Origin of the sequence: Siminovitchia terrae (assembly GCF_003605405.2) — a bacterium.
Taxonomy (GTDB): domain Bacteria; phylum Bacillota; class Bacilli; order Bacillales; family Bacillaceae_C; genus Siminovitchia; species Siminovitchia terrae.
The window spans coordinates 99710-121104 of the sequence record NZ_QYTW02000008.1 but is presented as its reverse complement, the minus strand read 5'-3'; the positions used below and the strand labels follow the sequence as shown (position 1 = coordinate 121104).

Annotated in this window: 16 protein-coding genes; 10 read left to right on the top strand and 6 right to left on the bottom strand. The window is 39.0% G+C overall.

What is annotated here, in order from left to right:
- Window positions 1–170: 170 nt before the first annotated feature.
- Window positions 171–794: a hypothetical protein gene (locus D5F11_RS10495; protein ID WP_245998177.1), complete on the bottom strand. Its 624-nt coding sequence runs from the start codon at window positions 792–794 to the stop codon at window positions 171–173.
- Window positions 795–869: 75 nt separating this feature from the next.
- Between D5F11_RS10495 and D5F11_RS10490 the strand changes: the two genes are divergently transcribed.
- A complete protein-coding gene (locus tag D5F11_RS10490) occupies window positions 870–1157 on the top strand; it encodes a hypothetical protein (protein ID WP_126646555.1) in 288 nt (95 codons plus the stop codon).
- Between the two features lie 123 nt (window positions 1158–1280).
- On the opposite strand, the gene D5F11_RS10485 is transcribed toward D5F11_RS10490, so the two are convergent.
- Window positions 1281–2723, bottom strand: a complete 1443-nt coding sequence (locus tag D5F11_RS10485; protein WP_120115847.1) for a PQQ-dependent sugar dehydrogenase — start codon at window positions 2721–2723, stop codon at window positions 1281–1283.
- 758 nt (window positions 2724–3481) lie between these two features.
- Between D5F11_RS10485 and D5F11_RS27920 the strand changes: the two genes are divergently transcribed.
- The gene (locus D5F11_RS27920) at window positions 3482–3934 is read left to right on the top strand and encodes a DUF2325 domain-containing protein (RefSeq protein ID WP_313433049.1); all 453 of its coding nucleotides are present in this window, start codon (window positions 3482–3484) and stop codon (window positions 3932–3934) included.
- A gap of 35 nt (window positions 3935–3969) precedes the next feature.
- Window positions 3970–4434 carry a flavodoxin gene (locus D5F11_RS10475; protein ID WP_120115848.1) on the top strand — a complete coding sequence of 155 codons (465 nt, stop codon included), beginning with the start codon at window positions 3970–3972 and terminating at the stop codon, window positions 4432–4434.
- Between the two features lie 790 nt (window positions 4435–5224).
- On the opposite strand, the gene D5F11_RS10465 is transcribed toward D5F11_RS10475, so the two are convergent.
- From D5F11_RS10465 to D5F11_RS10455, 3 genes are all read right to left on the bottom strand, one after another.
- A complete protein-coding gene (locus tag D5F11_RS10465; RefSeq protein ID WP_120115850.1) occupies window positions 5225–6490 on the bottom strand; it encodes an MFS transporter in 1266 nt (421 codons plus the stop codon).
- 53 nt (window positions 6491–6543) lie between these two features.
- Window positions 6544–6951, bottom strand: coding sequence for a MarR family winged helix-turn-helix transcriptional regulator (locus D5F11_RS10460; protein WP_212950731.1), 408 nt, complete (start codon window positions 6949–6951; stop codon window positions 6544–6546).
- 139 nt (window positions 6952–7090) lie between these two features.
- Complete coding sequence (locus D5F11_RS10455) at window positions 7091–10246, bottom strand: ATP-binding protein (protein WP_120115851.1); 3156 nt, start codon at window positions 10244–10246, stop codon at window positions 7091–7093.
- Window positions 10247–11049: 803 nt separating this feature from the next.
- Here D5F11_RS10455 and D5F11_RS26320 point away from each other — a divergent pair.
- Window positions 11050–11217 (top strand): hypothetical protein, encoded by a 168-nt coding sequence (locus D5F11_RS26320; protein ID WP_185830626.1) that lies wholly within the window; start codon window positions 11050–11052, stop codon window positions 11215–11217.
- A gap of 129 nt (window positions 11218–11346) precedes the next feature.
- On the opposite strand, the gene D5F11_RS10450 is transcribed toward D5F11_RS26320, so the two are convergent.
- On the bottom strand, window positions 11347–12699 hold the full coding sequence (locus D5F11_RS10450; RefSeq protein WP_244862018.1) for a YjiH family protein: 1353 nt from the start codon (window positions 12697–12699) through the stop codon (window positions 11347–11349).
- A 456-nt stretch (window positions 12700–13155) separates the two neighbouring features.
- Between D5F11_RS10450 and D5F11_RS10445 the strand changes: the two genes are divergently transcribed.
- From D5F11_RS10445 to D5F11_RS10420, 6 genes are all read left to right on the top strand, one after another.
- Window positions 13156–14310 carry a CaiB/BaiF CoA transferase family protein gene (locus tag D5F11_RS10445; RefSeq protein ID WP_120115852.1) on the top strand — a complete coding sequence of 385 codons (1155 nt, stop codon included), beginning with the start codon at window positions 13156–13158 and terminating at the stop codon, window positions 14308–14310.
- A gap of 16 nt (window positions 14311–14326) precedes the next feature.
- On the top strand, window positions 14327–15469 hold the full coding sequence (locus D5F11_RS10440) for an acyl-CoA dehydrogenase family protein (protein WP_120115853.1): 1143 nt from the start codon (window positions 14327–14329) through the stop codon (window positions 15467–15469).
- Between the two features lie 59 nt (window positions 15470–15528).
- A complete protein-coding gene (hutU, locus tag D5F11_RS10435; RefSeq protein ID WP_120115854.1) occupies window positions 15529–17193 on the top strand; it encodes a urocanate hydratase in 1665 nt (554 codons plus the stop codon).
- Between the two features lie 79 nt (window positions 17194–17272).
- Complete coding sequence (gene hutU / locus D5F11_RS10430) at window positions 17273–18913, top strand: urocanate hydratase (protein WP_120115855.1); 1641 nt, start codon at window positions 17273–17275, stop codon at window positions 18911–18913.
- Between the two features lie 20 nt (window positions 18914–18933).
- Window positions 18934–20583 (top strand): AraC family transcriptional regulator, encoded by a 1650-nt coding sequence (locus D5F11_RS10425; RefSeq protein WP_185830625.1) that lies wholly within the window; start codon window positions 18934–18936, stop codon window positions 20581–20583.
- 27 nt (window positions 20584–20610) lie between these two features.
- Window positions 20611–21384: an electron transfer flavoprotein subunit beta/FixA family protein gene (locus D5F11_RS10420; protein ID WP_120115857.1), complete on the top strand. Its 774-nt coding sequence runs from the start codon at window positions 20611–20613 to the stop codon at window positions 21382–21384.
- Window positions 21385–21395: the final 11 nt, after the last annotated feature.

Genomic DNA, 21395 nt, shown 5'->3' with positions numbered 1-21395 from the left:
GGATTACTGAATTTCTTTTCAACAAAACATCTTTTGACCTTGAAATTAAGTTACATGGGATGGTAGTTCGGACACACAAGTTAACAAAAAATCCTACTGTTACCAACATCTTATTAAACTATTTAGACCTTACATGAGGAAGAGCGCATTTCTTATGCGCCCAAACTTGCTTACTTATTTTTTTCAATCAATTTATACCATTTCTTAAAAATAAACCTGCTTAATTCAACCCATCCCCAGCTATATATAAAAGAAAAAATGTAAATAAAACCAAAAACCTTTAATGAAAGAGATGTACTGGCGATTGGTCCTAAAATAGGGAAATGGACAATATATAAAAGGAAACCAATTCCACCCAACAATAATAAAGACGTAAAAACGATGATGTAGATTCGTCTTTTTAAAATGAGAAGCGCTATGCCGATTCCTAAACCTATAAGCCCGGTTGTAAACGGGAAAACGAAAAATTCGCTAGGTTGGATTAGAATTATTAATAGAAACGTTAAAACGTAACTTTGAAGTCCAAAGGGAATAGATATCAAGGTACACATCAAAATAGGAGCTGTAGCAAAAGGACTAATTAAATACCCGACACCTGGCAGAAGGTTTCCAGCTGACTGTAGGATAGCTGCAAGAGCTGAAAGAAAGGCGGTTAATACGAGCTTTTTAGAATGAGGAAATGTTTTTAAATAATTGTGAAGCTTGTATGGTTCATCTGATAAAATGCAAAACCAATACATAAGTTGCTCCTTCTTACATACCTTTTTTGTATGTCCATCTTTTTTTCTTGGCATAAGAAACTTCACATAAAACGCCTATATTCATTTAATTTCATTCAGCAGAAGTCTCCCACTTTTATAAGTGGTGAGATGAATGCATATTGTTATTCCATTCAGTGGGGTTTCAAACCCCGGCTGAATAAAGTTAAAGCCTCCGGCGGATGCCACAGATTTTCAGAGGAAATTTATCGAGCGAAGCTCGATAAAATCTGGGCGCAAATACGCCAAGGCGCATTTGATTCACAATTAATTACAACACTTGTTCTTATAACATCTTTATTAGTCCAAACTTGTACAAGAAGTCCGCAGGATATAACTTTTTCAAAGGCGGATAGTTATCTCACGAGGACAAGCAAGATAATATCCGTAAGAATTTGAATGAATTCAATGTGTTCGTGTTCGGGCTAAATTGCAGGAAAAAAATCAAACGGGAGCATGATTAAGCACTTGTTAGTTTTATATTTTGATTCAATTAAATCCATGAAAAAGATTTATCAGGTATTATTGTTTTGAATCTGGAACAATTTCAAAAACAGTACCTTTGTTAAAATCAGTGGCTTTCATAGACCCATAAACACCTAAAAATAGTGTGGTTTGATCCAGATTCGTTCCCAAACTAACATAATAAGCTGATTGAGACCCAAAATTATAATCGATATTAATAACACTAAAATCATTTAGTTTACTATCTGTTCCTACCCTGGTATAAGCTAAAACCCCTCTAACCGGAGGTTGAGATTCTTCATTCCGGGCAAGATCAGTAAAAACAACACTTCCCTTTAAATCGGGGATTCCATTCCCCATATAGGCTTGCACTCCTGTCAGTGCAGTTCCTCCAAATTTATCGGGTCGGGGATCTTTCTGAAAATAACTAGTTAAAGGCTGAAGACGCTTTACTGAAGTTTGTACTGCTTCATTGTAATAAGCAATTGTTTTCTCATCCAAAGTCGGATTTGAAGAGCAGCCCATTATAAACGAAGTAGGAAAAGCACCTTCCCACCCTCGCCAGCCAAAGTTAATAAATCCTTCTTGGTCAGGTTCAGATTTCATTAAAGAAGCTTGAATAAGCTGAGTAACCGGTATTGGTTTATAATAAACGAATGAAAAAATCGACTCTACTATATCCTGTCCAACATTTCCCACATATTTGATATATTGATTATTCACCCTTTGAAATGAAATACCTGGTATATTGCGAACCCCTTTGGCAATGACTGTAAGTGTTTCCTGAATAGTTACGGGAAGTTCATTAAAACGTGTGACGACGGTTGGATTATTGAAAAATGTATTTTTACCTACATCAATTTCGATTATTTTACCGGCAATTTCCATATCATTCTGGCTTAAATTAAATGGGTCATATCCTGATCCACCATCCCCGGTAGTTAAAACAAGTTTTCCGGTTTCAGGTGAAAAATTTAAGCTATTGACACCATTATGATTAAAAAATGGTCTTCTTAAGTTAAGTAACGTCCGGCGTTTTTGAGGTTGACCATTCGATCGTAAAAACCATTCTTCAACTGTATCAATGTGATCATAGTGGGTTTCTCTATTGATCCATCTTAGGTTTAAAGTTTTGGGATCACACGGGTTAGGCTTAAAACGTTCAGAAAGAGCACCTGGACCTTGTGTTCCAGCTACTGAATAATGAAGATAAAACAGACCGTTATAATAAAAATAAGGGTGAAATGCTAGTCCAATTAATCCCCGTTCATCATATCCGCGACCAGAAACCCCTGGTTCAGAAGTACCTAGTTTTAAGATTCGCGGGCGAATATCTAAAAAAGTCCGTAAACTTCCGTTCCCTATGTAAAAGATCTCTCCTACCTGAGTTGCAATAAATAAACTTTCAAATGAGTCACCTGGAAGTATAGCTGTTTTCAAAACAGTGGGTAAATTTAGCTTACCTACAATGGGCCGTAAACTAACCTTAACTTTTATCAACTAACTTTACACTCCTTCTTATTGTTTCCTTTTATAAGAATATGATTATAGCTGTTCTATTAGTACCAAATTAGGGCCGAGGAATCTGGAAAGGAATTGCCCTATCCGCACAACCTGCCTAACTAAAGGGCTATGTGAGTTTAAGAAAAAATAAGCTGTTTGTATCTGTTTTTCTCATTTTTGTTCCTTCATTATCGGGCTATTTGAAGCTTTGCATGAGAATCGTAAAGACTCTTATCTCCAATTTATTGAAGACTATTAGTTCAATAAAGTAAGGTCTAGTACTGGTAATACCTATAGGCAAATAATTGGCCGAAGAAGAGTGGCCAGCTTAATCTTAGGTAAGAAAAAGTAATCCCTCAATCGCCAGGGCCACAGGTAGTGGCTAGGGTGGTTGGGGGATTACTTGTCTGTGACATAGAATTTGTTCGAAATTTAAATAAACTGGGATAATTATTTATTATGAAACAAAATGAAAATACCTATTGACAATGAGAATCATTTTCAATTAAAATAAAAATAGATACTGATAATGGTTCTCATTTAGGTAATTGAGAACAACCTAAAGAAAATCAAACGAAATGAAGATAGGATACTAAAGTCGTTATTTGTGTAAGGAGTGGTGGTTTCATGACGGTGAAGAGTTTGTTGGTAAGACTATGACAGCGGTATGACTCATTGTCTATGCCACGACTCAAATGATGGTAGAAAGATTTAACTTCATTCAGCAGAAATCTCCTACTTCTGTAAGTGGTGAGATGAATGCATATTGGTATTCCATTCAGTGGGGGTTCAAACTGAATAAAGTCAAAGCCTGCGGCGGATGCCACAGATTTTCAGAGGAAGTTTATCGAGCGGAGCTCGTTAAAATCTGGGCGCAAATACGCCAAGGCGCATTTGATAATAATTATAGTTATGGAGGAGGAATAATGCGCTCTTTACTTATTGTAGGGGCGGATCATTTAGGTATTATACCTGAAAAATTATCGTCCCTAGGATTTGATGAAGTCCTACATATTAACGGGAGAAAAGCAAAAATGGTCAAAATGTCCATACCGGAAAATACAAGTTATATTCTAGTGTTAACGGATTATGTGAATCATAATCTATCAACAATGATCAAACAGCGAGCCAAAAAGCAGGCTATTCCCATTTTTTATGCTAAGCGTTCTTGGTGTTCAATCTTTAAAGCACTTAAAAATATATTATAGTTTTTTTGATTATGATTATTTGAAGGGGAGTAAAAATGTCAAAGATCATTTTGATTTTTACAAGCATGAGTGGAAATACAGAAATGATGGCAGAGGCAATTGCTGAGGGTATAAGAGAGGTAGAGGGAAAATTAGACATTATAAATATAATGGATGGTCTAGAGGCGACTGATCTAGAGAATTATGATGGGATTTTGCTGGGGACTTACACATGGGCTGACGGAGAATTGCCTGATGAATTTTTGGATTTTTATGAAGAGATGGATAATGTTCATTTAACAGGAAAGAAAGCAGCTGTTTTTGGTTCTTGTAATTCAGCCTTTCCGCAATATGGTGCAGCGGTGGATATTTTAATCGAAAAGTTAGAAGTAAGAGGAGCACAAGTGTACTCAGAGGGATTAAAAGTTGAGTTAACGCCAGATCAGGAAGATATAGAGGTCTGCCGTGAGCTGGGAAAGAATTTTGTTGCATTTTTAAATAAATACATTTGTGTTGCATAAAACTCCCTTTAGATAATCAGATCAAAGAACATGCTTTTTTTTAAAAAAGTCAACAGAGACATGAACGGTAGTTTTTATACACGTTTTTACTCAAGATAACTTAAAACCCCATCTTTAAGCTCGTTATGAAAAAAATCATAGATTTGCATAAAGGTGTTATTCAAGTCCAAAGTGACCTCGGAAAAGGAACTGAAATAACCATAACGTTAAAACAAACTTTCGAGTAATTTGTTAATGTGCTTTTGTATAAGCACTTAAGATAGTGTGGGTATGGAGACCGGGAGTAACTAACTGAAAGAAATAGTATACGTTCATTACGCATTTTAACTTCATTCAGCAGAAGTCTCCCACTTCAGTAAGTGGTGAGATGAATGCATATTGGTATTCCATTCAGTGGGGGTTCACACCCCGGCTGAATGAAGTTAAAGCCTCTCGGCGGATGCCTCAGATTTTCAGAGGAGTTTTATCGAGCAGAGCTCGATAAAATCTGGGCACAAATGCGCCTTGGCGCATTTGATATATATCAAAGGGCTCATTCACGCGCTTTAATGGGAATGAGCCCAATTTGTTTTTTTTTCGAGTTTTTAAATGAGAAATAATTAAATCTACTTGGTAAGGAAACAGAAGTAACTGTAAACCTTTAAAGTGGCTTGATGGTATTGAGTATTTGGCATGTTGCGCCTGCTTTCGAAGAACCATTTACATAGTAGATTACGATGATATAAATAGTTATATGTGGGAAGGAAAAACTTCCCTCCGCAAAGGCCTCAACATCTCTTTAGAAATTCCATTATTTAGCTATCAGCGTTTTCCCATGTTGTTTTCGAATGACAATGACACATAAGCTTGCAAATAAGCATAATATACCTGCTCCAATAAAAGCACTTGTATAGGTATCATAGCGTTCAAAGATAGCTCCTCCACCAAATGCAGCTACAGCTGCTCCAATTTGATGAGCGGCGGAGATCCAACCATAAATGATGACGCTTTTCTCTAAACCGAATATATTTCTAGCAATATTGACTGTCGGTGGTACTGTGGCAATCCAATCAAGTCCATAGAAAACAGCAAAAATGAGGAGTAAATTAAATGAACCTTCAAAAAGAGCGATGGGTAAGAGGATTAGTGAAATTCCTCGCAATGTATAATACCAAAATAGTAACCAACGATTATCAAAGCGATCAGATAACCATCCAGACAAGGTGGTCCCTACTAAGTCAAAAATGCCCATAAAAGACAACATGGATGCTGCTGTTACTGCTGCAAATCCAAACCCTATACAATATGAAACGAAGTGAGTACCAATTAATCCTGAAGTAGATAACCCGCATACAAAGAAACTGCCAGCAAGTAACCAAAACTCTTTGTAGGAAAAAGCATTAAATAATACGGATATTGCTAATCGAAACGGGTTTCTATCAATCTTATTATTTTCTGGTTCCGAAGAGTGAATGCTCTCTCCACCATATGGAGATATACCCATACTCTTTGGTGATTCTTTCATAAAAAATATCATTAATAGGATTGTAACAATACTTAAAATCAATATAAGGACAATAGAAGCACGCCAACTGCTTTTTTCTACAAGATAAGCAATAACTGGAAGTAGTACTAATTGTCCCGTTGCTGTACTTGCAGTGAGTACGCCTACGGCTAAACCTCTTCGTTTTACAAACCAACGATTAGCTATGATTGGACTAAGAACTGTTAAGAATAAGGAGGAGCCTCCACCAATCAGAATGCCCCAAATTATAACTAAATGCCACGTCTCTGTCATAAATAGGGAAGAAAATAAACCAACCATAAGCGTTCCCATAGATATTAAAATCATTTTCTTAAGACCAATAATTTGAACAAGTGCTCCCATAAAGGGCCCCGATAAACCATATATTAATAGACTCAGTCCAAATGCAAAAGATATCGTGCTTCGATTCCAACCAAAATCATTTTCGAAGGGAATAACAAAAACTCCGGCTGAAGAACGAATAATGCCAGCAACAATAATAGAAAAGAACATCAGACATAAAATAATCCAACTATAGTGAATTTTACGCATATAAGAAACTCCCTTCGAAAACGGGTATATACCCGTTTTATCGTTAAAAATGCTCACAGTGTTTTTAATAATTCTAATAAGCTATTAGCTTTTTCTTCTCCGCCTAATTTCTCTTCTATGTTTTTTTGTGCCTGTTTCCACATAATGTTTCCTTTTTCAAGAACATCAAGACCTTTAATGGACAAAGAGACTAACATTTCTCTTTTGTCTTTAGCAGAGCTGAATGTAACTAATTCCATTTTTTCCAAAACCTTCAGGTTACGTCCAGCTGTTGAGCGATCTAATTCGCACACTTCACCTACTTTAGTAATGGAGAGTTGATGATGTCGGTGAATCCTTCTCAACATACTAAATTGTGCAACATTAATGTTCAATGGTTTAAGAGCAGCATTATAATATCCACTCACTCTTCGAGCAGCAGTCCGTAAATTAACGCAATAGCATTCATTCATATTTGTCATTTTTAACCCTCTTTATAAAAGTGAATAATGCTAGTATATACCCGTAAATGGGAGTAAGCAATATTTTTCAAGGAGTCGCCGCGAACATAAAGGCTTGGCAAATCTACTTAAAAAATGTTTGCCAAGCCTATTTTAAGCACTAACTATGTGAATTTGGAATCATAAAGGATACAGTCGTTCCTTCATGGGGCTTGCTTATAATCGACAAGCCACTGCCGTATAATTGTGTTAGACGTCTGTTCGTATTGGAAAGTCCAATCCCACTAGTTCCCTTTATGGATGGGTTTAACAGTTGACTAACCTTTTCTTGTTCCATTCCTATGCCATCATCTTTTACTTCAATTAGCGTAAAATTTTCCTGACATCGAGCAATTCGAATATGGAGCGTTCCCCCTTGAATTTGGCTGAGGAGTCCATGTTTAACAGCATTTTCAATCAAAGGCTGTATGGAAAGGGGCGGAAGACGCAAGGTTATATCGGGCTCGACCTCCCATACAATAGACAATCTATTGCCGAAACGTTCCTTTTCAATATACAGATATGCTTCGGAAAGCTTTAATTCATGCTCAAGCTCAACCAATTCCCCTGTGTTGAGGAAGTTAAAACTAATCCGCAAATAGGATGCGAAGGCATCTCCAAGATCTCTCATCCTCTCTGGATCAATATCGCTGAGTGCCATAAGGGAATTAAGAGTGTTAAACAGAAAATGGGGGTGAATCTGGGCTTGTAAATAGGCAGCTTCCATCCGTAGCCGCTCATTTATGGATTGCTTTAGCGTAATTAAGTATCTGATTCGGAACCTTAGTTCCAGAGCGTCTACAGGCTTGGTAACATAGTCGTTTGCTCCTGAAGAAAATCCAGTATAGATATCGGTAACTTGACTTCTAGCAGTCAACAGTAAAATCGGAAGTTCGGATAAGGAGTATCGCTCCCTTATTCTATTTGTTAATTCGTATCCGGACATGTGCGGCATCATGACATCAGCAATCACCAGGTCCCACTGCTTTGTATCTAGTAACTCCAGTACTTCGTGGGGTGAGTGAACCGTGGTGATATGGTACGAATCTGTAGAAAGGATGCTTACAAGCACTTTCAAATTAATGGGATCATCATCCACTACAAGAATGTTCACTTTACTGTTAACTAATAATGGCGGTATAGCTTCAGTAACGGCTAGTTCATTGATGGCTGTGTCAGAGAAGAGGAACCCGGGAGACTCATCCTCAGGCCAATCTTCTATTGAATAAGGTTGCTTCGTTTGTTTTGATGACATAGTGTTCGATATGTCCGACACTTCCGCTAACGGAAGATCAAAACTGAAAACGGATCCTTTACCAAGTGTTGAGCTAACAGTTAAAGTACCGCCATGCAATTCTACCAATTGCTTGCTAATGCTTAAGCCCAGGCCAATCCCTCTACCATCATTAATGCCATATGCTCCTTGTTCATAAGGAAGAAATAACTTTTTCAAAGTCTCCTCATCCATGCCTACACCTGTATCAGAGATTTGTATCATTGCATGTCCATTTCTTATCTCGGCGGAAATAGAGATTGTTCCTTTTTCTGTAAACTTGAGGGCGTTATGCAATAAGTTATACAAAATTTGTACCAATCTTTTCTCATCTGCTAGAACTGCGGGCATTGAACCAGAAATATTTACATTTAGCTGGACTGACTTATCTTTAGCCATATATTCCAACATAGCTATAACACCAGGAACGATAGATTGAATTTGCAAAGGAGCTTGTTGCAGTACAATGCGATGTTCCCGAAGACGTGCAGCATCTAGAAGGTCATCCAGCATATAAGACATGCGGCTACTTACCGAAACAAGTAACTCCATATCCTTAACGCTACTTGTGTCCATCCTGCTTTTTTCCTTTGTAACAATGGTTTGTGCAATGTTCATAATACCATGCAGCGGCGTTCTCAGTTCATGCGATGTATTAGCAAGGAACTGGTCCTTTAGCTTGTTGGATCTCTGTAATTTTTCAGTCAGCTCAGCATTCTCATTTGCTTTGCGAAAGTATTGTTTGAACCAATACGATGAAAACCCTGTAATAGCCACAATAATATCAATTGGATAATAAACCGTGGTGATATTCATATGGTGATCCAATAGGCTCCAAATTAAGTTAGATAGGATGCCTGCTGCGGATAAGAGTAAAAATATAATATCCTTAGATGTTTGATTCTTAAAAATCATCGTTCCTATTGTATAAATAAACCAAGCAAGTGGAATTCCATAAAATATATTAAAAATGTTGTAATGGAATATTCCATTTACCCAAGAAGCAGGTGAGACGAATAAAAATCCTGTAAGTCCGATTAACGAATAGATGTATATCCTTATCCATCTATTTTGCTGCGAAACCGATGCAAACCTTCTGAAAATAAGAAGAGTTAAAAGGATCCCCCATAGAAGAGAGAGCAGTTTGATTTTAAGTGCCCACGAGTAATTTAAGGGCAGCCAGAGTAAAAGGATGTTGTCATGACCGACCATAATAGCTATTCCAGTTGTCAACATGAGTAGAAATACCATGAACAATGCTCGTTCATTCCGATTAAAAAAATAAAGAATACAAGCATATAAGCCGTGAAGCATTAGAATAAGAAATGTAGTGAGCTGAAAGCCGATGGAATACCAACGCACGTAATCAATCGAAGCCTGAGAGCCAAAACGGATGGAACTTAAGATACCCCCATTAAAAGGATTGTCGAAATTGGATACTTGGATCATCAGCTCGATTTCTTCTGTGCCTACCTGCGTATAAGTCGCAGTATAAGAGATATTACTTGGTATATATTCACTCACTTTCTTTGCAGGCTTGCCAATGTTGCTCTCAACTTGTCCGTTTAATTCGACTCGGGATGAGGCTTCTAATTGTTGAAACCAGAACCCAAGGGGGGCAACAACTGGATCAATTAGAATGCGCAAACGGTACGTCCCGTACCCGTATGAAGAATTGGAGTGACCATTCAACGTTTTTCCCCAGTCTCCAGGAACATGAATTTTACGGGAAGTATAATGTTTCGATTGGATATCCTCTCCAGAAATAAATGCTCCAGGGTAAAACTCCCATTCACCGTCCAAATAGAAGGAAGGGGAGTTTTCCAAATCAATGCCACGCAGGTCCATTACCCCATTAATGACTTGAGGCTGCTTCGATGTATAGAACAGATTGGACCATGCAAAACGCAAGGATAAGAGAATGATAAGAATCGATATAAAAATAAGTAAATATTGTAGTGAGCTTTTCTTTTTAATACGCATCATACCAAGAAATTTCGACATAACTTACAAAGATTCCTTTATTTAACAGTTTGAAATGAGGGTATAGACTCTCTAGCTATTCATTTAAAGACTTTGGAAAATTTAATTAATTTATGTGGATTATTAATGAAAAACGACTTAATTTTCATTAACAATAATACGAAAAACGTTATTATTAAGGTGTGGAAGTCCACTCTAAATTCTTAATTATAACGGATTTCTATCGTCTAATTTTAGCATAAAAAACTCATTCAGGAACACGTTCATCTATTAGATGCGAACGTCATTCAAAAATGGGCAATCATGGTTAATTGGCCCAGTTTTCGATACTATATAAGTTGAATTAAAGTTTCTCATGTAACTGTTACACAAGCTTAGATTCAGTTCCTTAATCAATCAAAGATTTTCCGTTCAAACTATATAGAATATGAAAATACCGTCCGAAGTTCGCAGGATACTGTCCAGAATAAACCGCAAATCTTTCGTTCACCTTATATAGACTCATGAAAATGTAATAGCTTCGATGAATATATTCACTTCATACATTTTATCACTCATTTAATCGCCTTTCTTTTTATCACCATTCTTTAAATAAACCATTTGTCTTCTATATATGTATTTAAACTGGCTACGTAATAATTTAGGAATAGTTGTTCTAAGTGTAACCATCAAGTAGCTTAGTATAGTAGTTACAATAGGAAAGCGTCTAGGAAAAGATAGCTTCCTTTTTCCCTAATACTCCACCAACTTCACCACCAAAAAAACTAGTTTAACTTCATTCAGCAGAAGTCTCCCACTTCAGTAAGTGGTGAGATGACTGCATATTGGTATTCATTCAGTGGAGGTTTAAACCCCGGCTGAATAAAGTTAAAGCTTCCGGCGGATGCCTCAGATTTTCAGAGGAAATTTATCGAGCAGAGCTCGAAAAAATCTGGGCGCAAATACGCCAAGGCGCATTTGATTTGGAAATGAAAGGGGGGATTCACCTTTAGAGTATAGAATGAAAAATCCGGTGGAAAGGGCTGTTACTCTCCACCAGATTTTAGGGAATTCTAGAAATCCAGAAAAAAGAGGTTCTTATTTAATTAGTAGTCTTCTATTTGATAGTTTGGCAAGGATCACTAAAATAATAAAAAGGCGATCGGAGTAATGATTAGTAATGTCAATACTACTCGTTCAAACCAAATAACTACTAATTTCGGTACGCTGATGGGTATATCCGTGGCCAAGATACATGGGATGATGGCTGAAAAAAATAAAATGGATGAAACAGATAAAACAGCAACAATAAATTTTGTGATCAATTGTGTTTCTACAACAAGCAGTGCAGGTAAAAAGATCTCCGAAATGGATATGGCGGCTGCTTTCGCTGTAATTAACGGTTCAGGGAGTTGCAAGCCCCATGTGATAGGATAGAAAATATAACCAACCCAATCAAATAAAGGTGTGTACGTAGCTAATACGAGACCGAGCAGACCAACAGACATAATATTAGGTAAGATGCTCATGGTCATCAAAAGACCATCTTTAAGATTAATAGAAATGTTTTTCAATAGTCCTGGAGTGGCGTCAGCCGTATTCATAGCATCTCTCCATGCATGTTTCAGACGATCCTTTTTTATAAGTTGTTCCGGCTGACCTTCTCCATTTATATACTCATTGCTCATTTTGTTTAAAGGCCAAATTCTGACCGTAATGGCAGTCACGGTAAACGTAACAATGAGGGAGATCCAAAAATATAAATTCCAGACAGGCATCAGGTCTAATGTATTGGCAATGACAACCATAAAAGTGACCGAAACGGTAGAAAATCCTGTCGCAGTGATAGCCGCTTCTCTAATTGTATACTTCCCTTCGTTGAATATTCTATTGGTTACTAACAGACCGATCGAGTAGCTACCGACAAACGAGGCTACTGCGTCGACGGCTGATCGTCCCGGTGTTTTGAAAATAGGTCTCATAACGGGCTGCATAAATACTCCGACAAATTCCAGGAGGCCGTAACTGACTAATAAAGCAAGAAAAACAGCACCGATGGGAACGAGGAGACTCACCGGTTTAATTAACTTTTCCATCAAGAATGGGCCCATGTCGGGGTCAAACAACCAAGCCGGGCCTATATTAAAAACTATCATGGAACCAAATACAAGACCCAATAACTTTAAAATAGAAAATATGATATTTGTGATATTTTGATTCCAAGACTTATTAATAAATGGATATAAAGCACCTGCAAGTAATATCAGCAGGGCATAAATCGTTACCATTTTGGAGCTTATACTTGAAATACTGGTAACGATATGGTCAAGCATAATAGATGATTTTCCGTTAATGGAGATTGGAATAAAGAACATAAAAATACCGATACTGCTATAACCGAAAAATTTAAATTTATTTGCTGGGGATGAAGCAGTTTTAATTGGATGAGCATCTTGTGGAACCTCTAACTCTCTTTTCATAGATGAATTTATCATATTTACAACTCCTTTTAAAAAAATTGACCGTGATCGAAGGGAAGACGAAGAAAAACCATTTTAAAGCGCTATCATTTTTGAATTTCCTCTTACTTGATGCCTATGTATTTTTAATATTCTAATTAAGTATAAAAATAGATATTGTGTAATGTAAGTTCATAAATTATCGAAATAAGTGAATATTCTACGTTTAGGACTTCGGTGTATTAAAGGTTCAGTTTCTTTTGTTTGAATCTTAAAAAAGTGCACTATTTCAAAGCAAATTAGCCTGTTTTTTCTGAAAGATTTCTTTTTATACTAGAGTTAGAGATTCCATCAAGTCGTTTTTTAGGTGGATGGTTGATTTTTTACATATCCAATCGAAGAATAATCCACTATTTCATAGAAAATACGACTGGTTCACAAATAATGCCCTTGCCATAATGTGGATACAGGGGAAAAGGAGGAGGAAACTCATTGAAACGGCCATTGGAAAATATAAAAGTATTAGATTTCAGCAGAGTACTGGCTGGCCCATACTGTACCATGTTATTTGCAGACCTGGGTGCTGATGTATTGAAGATTGAAAAACCCGGATCAGGGGATGATACAAGACATTTTGGCCCTTTTCAAAATGATGAAAGCGCTTATTTTGGTTTTTTGAATCGTGGGAAAAAAAGCATCGAGTTAAATTTGAAGGATGAAGTGGACAAAGAGCAACTACTTCAATTGGTCAAAGAGACAGATGTAATTGTGGAAAATTTTAGGCCTGGAGTAATGAAAAAGCTAGGCCTGGATTATGAGACATTAAAAGAGTTAAACCCTCAGTTGGTGTATACATCGATTTCTGGATTTGGCCAATTCGGTCCGTACAGTCAACGCCCGGCCTATGATCTGGTGGCTCAGGCTATGGGAGGAATGACTAGCATTACCGGTCATCCTGATAATCCACCGACCAGAACAGGATCCTCTTTAGGGGATATGAGTGCTGCGTTATATGCCGCGTTTGGAACCATGGTCGCTCTATATCACCGTGAGAGAACCGGAGAGGGTCAATTTTTGGATATAGCAATGATGGATAGCATCTTTGCTATGCTTGAAACAAATGTCCTAAGGTACACTGTGGACCGGATTGTTCCATCAAGAATTGGAAGTCGGCATCCAATTAGTACACCGTTTGATATTTATGGAGCAAAAGATGGCTATATAGTCATCGCCATTGCAAACGATCCACTCTTTGCTCGGCTTTGTCATGTAGTAGAGCGACCTGAACTGATTGATGATCCGAGATTCGTAACTGATAGCCTAAGAACTGAACATGAAAAAGAATTAAAAGAGATTATAGAAGAATGGCTCTCTTCTTACACGGTGGAAGAAGCAGAAAACTCAATGAACGAAGCAGGAGTTCCATGTTCACGAATCAACAGCATTAAAGACGTTGTGGAAGATGAGCATACAAAAATACGAGAAATGCTGGTAGAAGTAGATCATCCGATTGCAGGGCCAATGAAAGTTCCAGGAAATCCAGTGAAATTATCACTAACTCCTCCATCCATTGACAAAGCTCCCCCTCTGCTGGGTGAACACAATGATGAGATTAAAAAGAGATTGTTAAAAGTAGGAATAGATTAAAAAGCGAGGGATAAACATGGATTTTTGTTTAACAGAAGAAGAACAGAGCATAAGGAAAATGGTAAGCGATTTCAGTAGGGAAGTCTTAGCTCCAAAGGCAGCGGAACTGGATGAAAACAACCGTTTCCCTACTGAAACGATCAAACAATTAGCAGAACTAGGATTAATGGGGATTGCCTATCCAGAAGGATATGGAGGAGTTGGAGCTGGCTCTATTTCCGAAGCAATTGCGGTTGAAGAAATTACTGCTGCATGTGCTGCAACCGGTTCCATTTTAACCGCCCATTATTTAGGAACAGATAGTTTATATCTAGGTGCAAGTGAAGAGATGAAGCAAAAATATTTAGTTCCAGGATTTACGGGAGAGCACTTATTTGCCTTTTGCCTGACTGAGCCTGGCGGAGGAACAGATGTATCATCTATGAAAACTACGGCTCGCTTAGAGGGTGATGAGTATGTCCTCAATGGTACGAAAATATTTATAACAAACGCCGGGTATGCAGACACATACATTGTGTATGCCAAAACGGATACAGCTTTGGGAGCAAGGGGAATTAGCGCTTTTGTTGTTGAAAAAGATACACCCGGGTTAAGCTTTGGAGCCGGGGATAACAAGATGGGGATTCGAGGGGCCAGAACCGACGAGGTTATTTTTGATCAATGCCGGATCCCAAAAGAAAATATTGTCGGAGAAGAAGGTGACGGATTCAAGCTTGCGATGCAAGTAGTGGACCGCGGAAGAATCGGTATTGCCGCTATGGCTGTCGGTTTATCCCAAGCTGCATTGGATGAAGCCGTTTCCTATTCAAAAGAAAGGATTGCGTTTGATCAGCCTATTTCAAAATATCAGGGAATCCAATGGATGCTGGCTGAAATGGAAGCAGACATTGAAATAGGGCGTCTGTATACATACTATGCGGCCAGCCTGAAAGACAAGGAAGGATATCGTCTGTCGAAAGAAGCTTCAATTGCGAAATTATTTACCTCCGAGGCATCTAACCGTATTGTCCATAAAGCAGTTCAGATCCATGGAGGCTATGGGTACATGAAGGAATATACCATTGAGCGTCTCTACCGGGATCAGCGTATATTGGAAATTTTCGAAGGAACATCCCAAGTACAAAAAATGGTTGTTTCTCATCATTTGCTTGGAAAGTAACGCAAGAAAGTGTTGATAAACAAAAAAACATAATCAAAAAATAGAGGAGGAACTTTATCATGACAAACCAAACGAAGAGGGTTATCAGAGCAGCCCGCGGAAACGAGCTTATATGTAAAGGGTGGGAGCAGGAAGCAGCGCTTCGTATGCTAATGAACAATCTGGATCCGGAAGTGGCAGAAAAACCTGATGAGCTTGTTGTCTATGGTGGAATTGGAAAAGCGGCAAGGAATTGGGAGTGTTACGAGGCAATTGTTGAATCTCTAAAAAACCTTGAGAACGATGAAACACTGCTTGTACAATCCGGAAAGCCAGTAGGTGTATTTCGAACACATGAAACGGCTCCGAGAGTATTGATTGCCAACTCCAATCTGGTCCCTGCTTGGGCAAACTGGGATCACTTCTATGACTTGGAGGATAAAGGACTCATGATGTATGGACAGATGACAGCAGGCAGCTGGATTTATATTGGTGCCCAAGGAATCTTACAAGGAACCTATTTGAGTTTTGTAGAAGCAGCTAAAAAAGCATTTAGAACTCCTGATTTAACAGGAAGATTTATTCTAACTGGCGGTATGGGAGGAATGAGCGGTGCCCAGCCATTGGCAGGAAAAATGGCAAAAGGGGTTATTCTTGTCGTTGAAGTAGATCGCCTACGTATTGAAAGAAAGATTAGAGAAGGATACTGCGACTATTTTGCAGAAAATTTGGATGAGGCGCTTAAAATGGTTAAGAAGTTTACTGAAAAAGGTGAGCCGGCTTCCATCGGGCTAGTAGGGAACTGTGCGGATGTTTATCCAGAACTCCTTGAAAGAGGCATCATTCCGGATATTGTCACAGACCAGACGAGTGCCCATGACCCAATTAACGGTTACGTACCTCACGGCATGTCTTATGATGAAGCGCTTGAATTACGGACACGAGATTCAAAAGCATACGAGCAAAAATCCATGGAATCCATGGCAGTACATGTAGAAGCGATGCTTGGCTTCCAAAAAGCCGGAGCCGAAACATTTGATTATGGCAACAATATTCGGGCAAATGCTCAGAAGATGGGTGTTGAAAATGCATTTGATTTCCCCGGTTTTGTACCAGCATACATTCGCCCCTTGTTCTGTGAAGGGAAAGGACCTTTCCGATGGGCAGCCTTGTCCGGGGACCCTGAGGACATATATAAAACAGATGAATTGGCTAAACAGATGTTTAAAGAAGATGAATCTTTGGTCAACTGGATTGATATGGCCCAAAAAATGGTCAAGTGGCAAGGTTTACCGGCAAGAATATGCTGGCTTGGATATGGAGATCGTCACCGCTTTGCCCTAAAAGTAAACGAGATGGTGGCAAGCGGGGAATTAAAGGCACCGGTTGTGTTTGGAAGAGACCATCTTGATTGTGGATCCGTTGCATCTCCAAACCGTGAAACCGAAGCGATGAGAGACGGAAGTGATGCAGTTGCTGATTGGCCAATCCTAAACGCACTTATCAATACTTGCGGCGGAGCAAGCTGGGTAAGTGTCCACCATGGAGGTGGAGTTGGAATGGGGTACTCCATCCATGCCGGACAAGTTTTGGTGGCTGATGGAACAAAACAGGCAGCTGAAAGGATCGAAAGGGTTTTAGTATCAGATCCTGGAATGGGAGTTGTACGTCATGCAGATGCAGGATATGGTAAAGCCATTGAAGTAGCCAAGAAGAAAGGCGTTAAAATTCCTATGCTGAAATAGTTGAACACATTCAAAAAGTTTAAATAATCCTTTAGGGACAAACAGCAAAAAAGGGGAAAAGAAGGGGGCAATTCCGTTGATGGGAACGATTCATTCGCCTGTTGGAATAGATATTACATGTAAAACTTGGGAGACAGAGGCACTGTTGCGGTTATTACTTAATAGCCTTGACCCGAGAGTGGCTGAAAATACCCAAGAGTTTATTGTTTATGGCGGGACAGGCAAGGCCGTTCGGGACAGAAAATCCCTGGAGGCAATTATCCATGAACTTACCCATCTCGAGCCAGACCATACATTGCTTATCCAGTCTGGCAAGCCTGTTGCAACTTTTCGAACGTTCCCCTTTTTTCCAAGAGTACTGTCAGCTGCTGCGATGGTGGTTCCCCAATGGGCGACTTGGCAAGCTTTTAATGAACTTGAAAAGAAAGACTTAACGATGTATGGACAGGCAACAGCTGCATCTTGGGCTTATATAGGCGCTCAAGGGATCCTGCAGGCAACCTTTGAAACAATGGGAGAAGTGGCTGATCGCTATTTTAATGGTACACTAGCGGGCCGCATTGTCCTTACATCCGGTTTGGGAGGGATGGGTGCTGCCCAGCCCCTTTCTGTAACCATGCACGGCGGAGTATCGATTATTGTAGAGGTCAACGAAGAAAAAATAAAAAGGCGCCTACTAAATAATTATTGTGATGTAATGGTTTCATCGGTAGACGAAGCAATTTCGCTTGCAAGAGAAGCTGCGGCTAAAGGAAAGTCGTTTGCGATTGCCCTCCTGGGTAATGCATCGGATGTGTATTTTGAATGTTTGAAGAAGGGGTTTACTCCTGATATTGTAACAGATCAAACCGCAGCTCATGATCTGGTAAACGGTTATGTTCCCAGCGGCCTCAGCCTAGAGCAGGCTCACTTTCTAAGAAGAAAAAAACCTAAATCTTATTTGGAATTAGCTGCAGAATCAGTTGTTGGACATGTAAAATCGATGAACAACTTTCAACAGCGGGGTTCCATTGTTTTTGAGTACGGCAATAATATTCGGGGGCAAGCATTGGAACATGGATATTCAGATGCATTCTCCTTCCCAGGCTTTATCTCAGAATATATTAGGCCGTTGTATTGTGAAGGAAGAGGACCATGCCGCTGGATTGCTTTATCCGGGGATCCCAATGACATATACAAAATTGATGATATGATTCTAAACGAATTTTCCGCTGACAAAAGGACCGAAAGATGGATTAATTTTGTCCAAGAAAAGATTTATTTTTATGGATTGCCTGCTCGGACCTGCTGGCTGGATTATCAAGAAAGAAGTCAATTGGGAGAATTGCTAAATCATATGGTAGCTTCAGGCCAATTGTCCGCACCTGTAGCCATTACACGTGATCATTCTGAAGGCAGTACGATGTCGGCGCCTACAAGAGAAACTGAAAATATGCCGGATGGAAGTGATGCCGTCGCCGACTGGCCTATTTTAGCCGGATTACTAAATGCAAGTGGTGGTGCATCCATGGTCAGCATTCAGCATGGCGGAGGGGTTGGGATTGGGAACTCTATTCATTCCGGGATGACGGCGGTGGTCGATGGTAGTCTTGACTCTTATGAAAAGTTGAAACGACTACTTACAATAGACCCTGGTCTAAGTATTATCAGACATGCAGATGCAGGATATGAGACAGCCAAATCCATGGTAGATAAACTAGGGATCAAAAAACCGTTATAGAAATGAAAGGATGTCGTCCAGTGAACCATGGTCTATTGATTTACTCAAACGACGATACATTGATACAAATGGTTCAGGAACTAAATGATGAGTGTGATTTCCACTTTTCAATTTATACGTGTTCTTTAGCGAATGGCAAAGGTATGATAACCGCATTCAGCAATTATGACCTAGTAATCATAGATTTGGATTTAACCTTCCCAGATGAGGGTCTGGAAAGGGAGATACTGCATATTTTAAAAAATAATCGTGCTCATCGCACCCGATTTGTATTCATGAAGTCAAATCCCGGTGTAAATGAAGTGCGCGAGTTTTTAAAAGCCGGGGCAATTGACTATTTACAAAAACCACTGACAAATGACAATATCTACTATTTACTTCATGGATTTAAAAAAGAGATAATCTCGGATATTGATAGAAATGCTTTTTCATTAAACGGCAAGGTCACCTCTTATTTAAAAAGTAGTTTAGCGTATGATCTACTCTATGGGAGTATCAAGCATTCAAAAGAAATTTGGGATCGATGCATGTTCATTGGGTTGTCCGATGTCCCGAACACAGCAATGGTCATGCACATAGACGACTTCTATAAATTGTCTGAAAACAAAAGTAAACAATGGGAACAGTCAATCCGCCACGAGGTCATCGAAGGTATTCAACGATTTTTAACAGAGACGGTTAATGAAATGCTGGTGGCAGTAACAGATGCTGATAAAATTGCTGTCTTGTTGGCAAGCCATCTGAAAAGTAGCCAGAGAGAATACAAAATAAATGCAAAAACCTTGGCGGAACAAATGAAGGACTTTGTAAAATTACACACGGGTTACAGCATTACGATTGGGATTGGAAACTATTATGAAGATGCCAGAAATCTGCACGTGTCATATCAAGAAGCATATCGCGCTCAGGAAAATAAATTCTTCACAGGCAAAAATACGGTTATTCATATTGATGACGTAGCTCCTTTTGTGAATGAAGATAAGACCATTCTGAACTATGATGTTGTCCGATTGGCAACCAGAGTCACAATGGGAGATTTTGCAGGCGTTCAAAAAGAACTGACTGAGTTAAATGAGCTTCTCTTTTCTCAAGATCATTTGAATCCCCGAGTATTCCACCTGCAGATTATTGATATTTTGACCACTTTAGCTCGGGCAGCCATACATGGCGGTTCGAAACCGAAAGAGATTTTTTCTATGCATGCTGAATTTGACAGACAATTAAAGAAACTGGAAAACATTAAGGAAATAAAGGAATGGTTTGAAAAAGTCACAAACAATATGTTAGATCAAGTTTTAATCAACCACAATAAACAAATGTTAAAGTCAGTGCAAAAAGCGATTAATTATATTGATCAACATTTTGATCAGCAAATTACATTGGAAGAGGTCTCCAACCATGTAAGTTTAAGCGCAAACTATTTTAGCAACATGTTTAAAAAGACAACAGGCTGCGCTTTAGTCGAATATATTTCAAAATTGAGGGTCGAGAGAGCCAAAGTGATGTTAATGGATTTAAGTTACACCGTATATCAAATTGCCAATAAAGTTGGTTATAATGATTCGCGGTATTTCAGTCGGGTATTTAAGTCACTCGTCGGTAAAACACCTAGTCAATATCGTAATTCGTTATTAAGTCCCAGTTATAAGAAAGAAGAAACGAAGGTATGAAGCACATAGAACAATGGGGTGAAATCGGTGAATATATTTGTAATGATGAAGCGAACTTTTGATACAGAAGAAAAGCTTTCCATTCAAAATGGAGAAATTGTCGATACTGATGCCGAATATATTATCAACCCTTATGATGAATACGCTATTGAAGAAGCGGTTCAGCTAAGGGACGTACATGGCGGTCAGGTGACAGTCTTGACGGTTGGAGACGAGGAGGCGGAGAAAGAACTTCGTACCGCTTTGGCGATGGGATGTGATCAGGCCGTTCTAATCAATGATGAGGAACTAGAGGATGGGGACCAGATGACAACGGCATCCTTGATCGCGGCCTACCTTCAAGACAAGGAATTTGACCTTGTTCTCGGAGGAAATGTAGCCATTGATGGCGGTTCCGGGCAAGTGGGACCCCGTGTTGCTGAGCTTCTGGGCATCGTGCAGGTAGCTGCAATCACCGAGCTTTGTATTGAGAATGGAAAAGCGGAGATTGTGCGCGATGTCGAAGGCGATGAGGAACGTTTGAAATTGGATTTACCTTTATTGGCAACTGCTCAACAAGGATTGAATGAGCCAAGATACCCTTCATTACCAGGTATTATGAAGGCTAAGAAAAAGCCATTGTATACATTGGATTGGGACGAACTGGATATAGATGAAAACGAACTAGAAACGAAAACGGAAACGATTGAAGTCTTTGCAAAACCAGACAAGCAGGCTGGAAAGATGTTGGAAGGCGAACTGCGGACTCAAGTAAAAGAACTTCTTTCATTATTAACATCGGAAGCAAAAGTTATTTCATAAACGGAGGTATT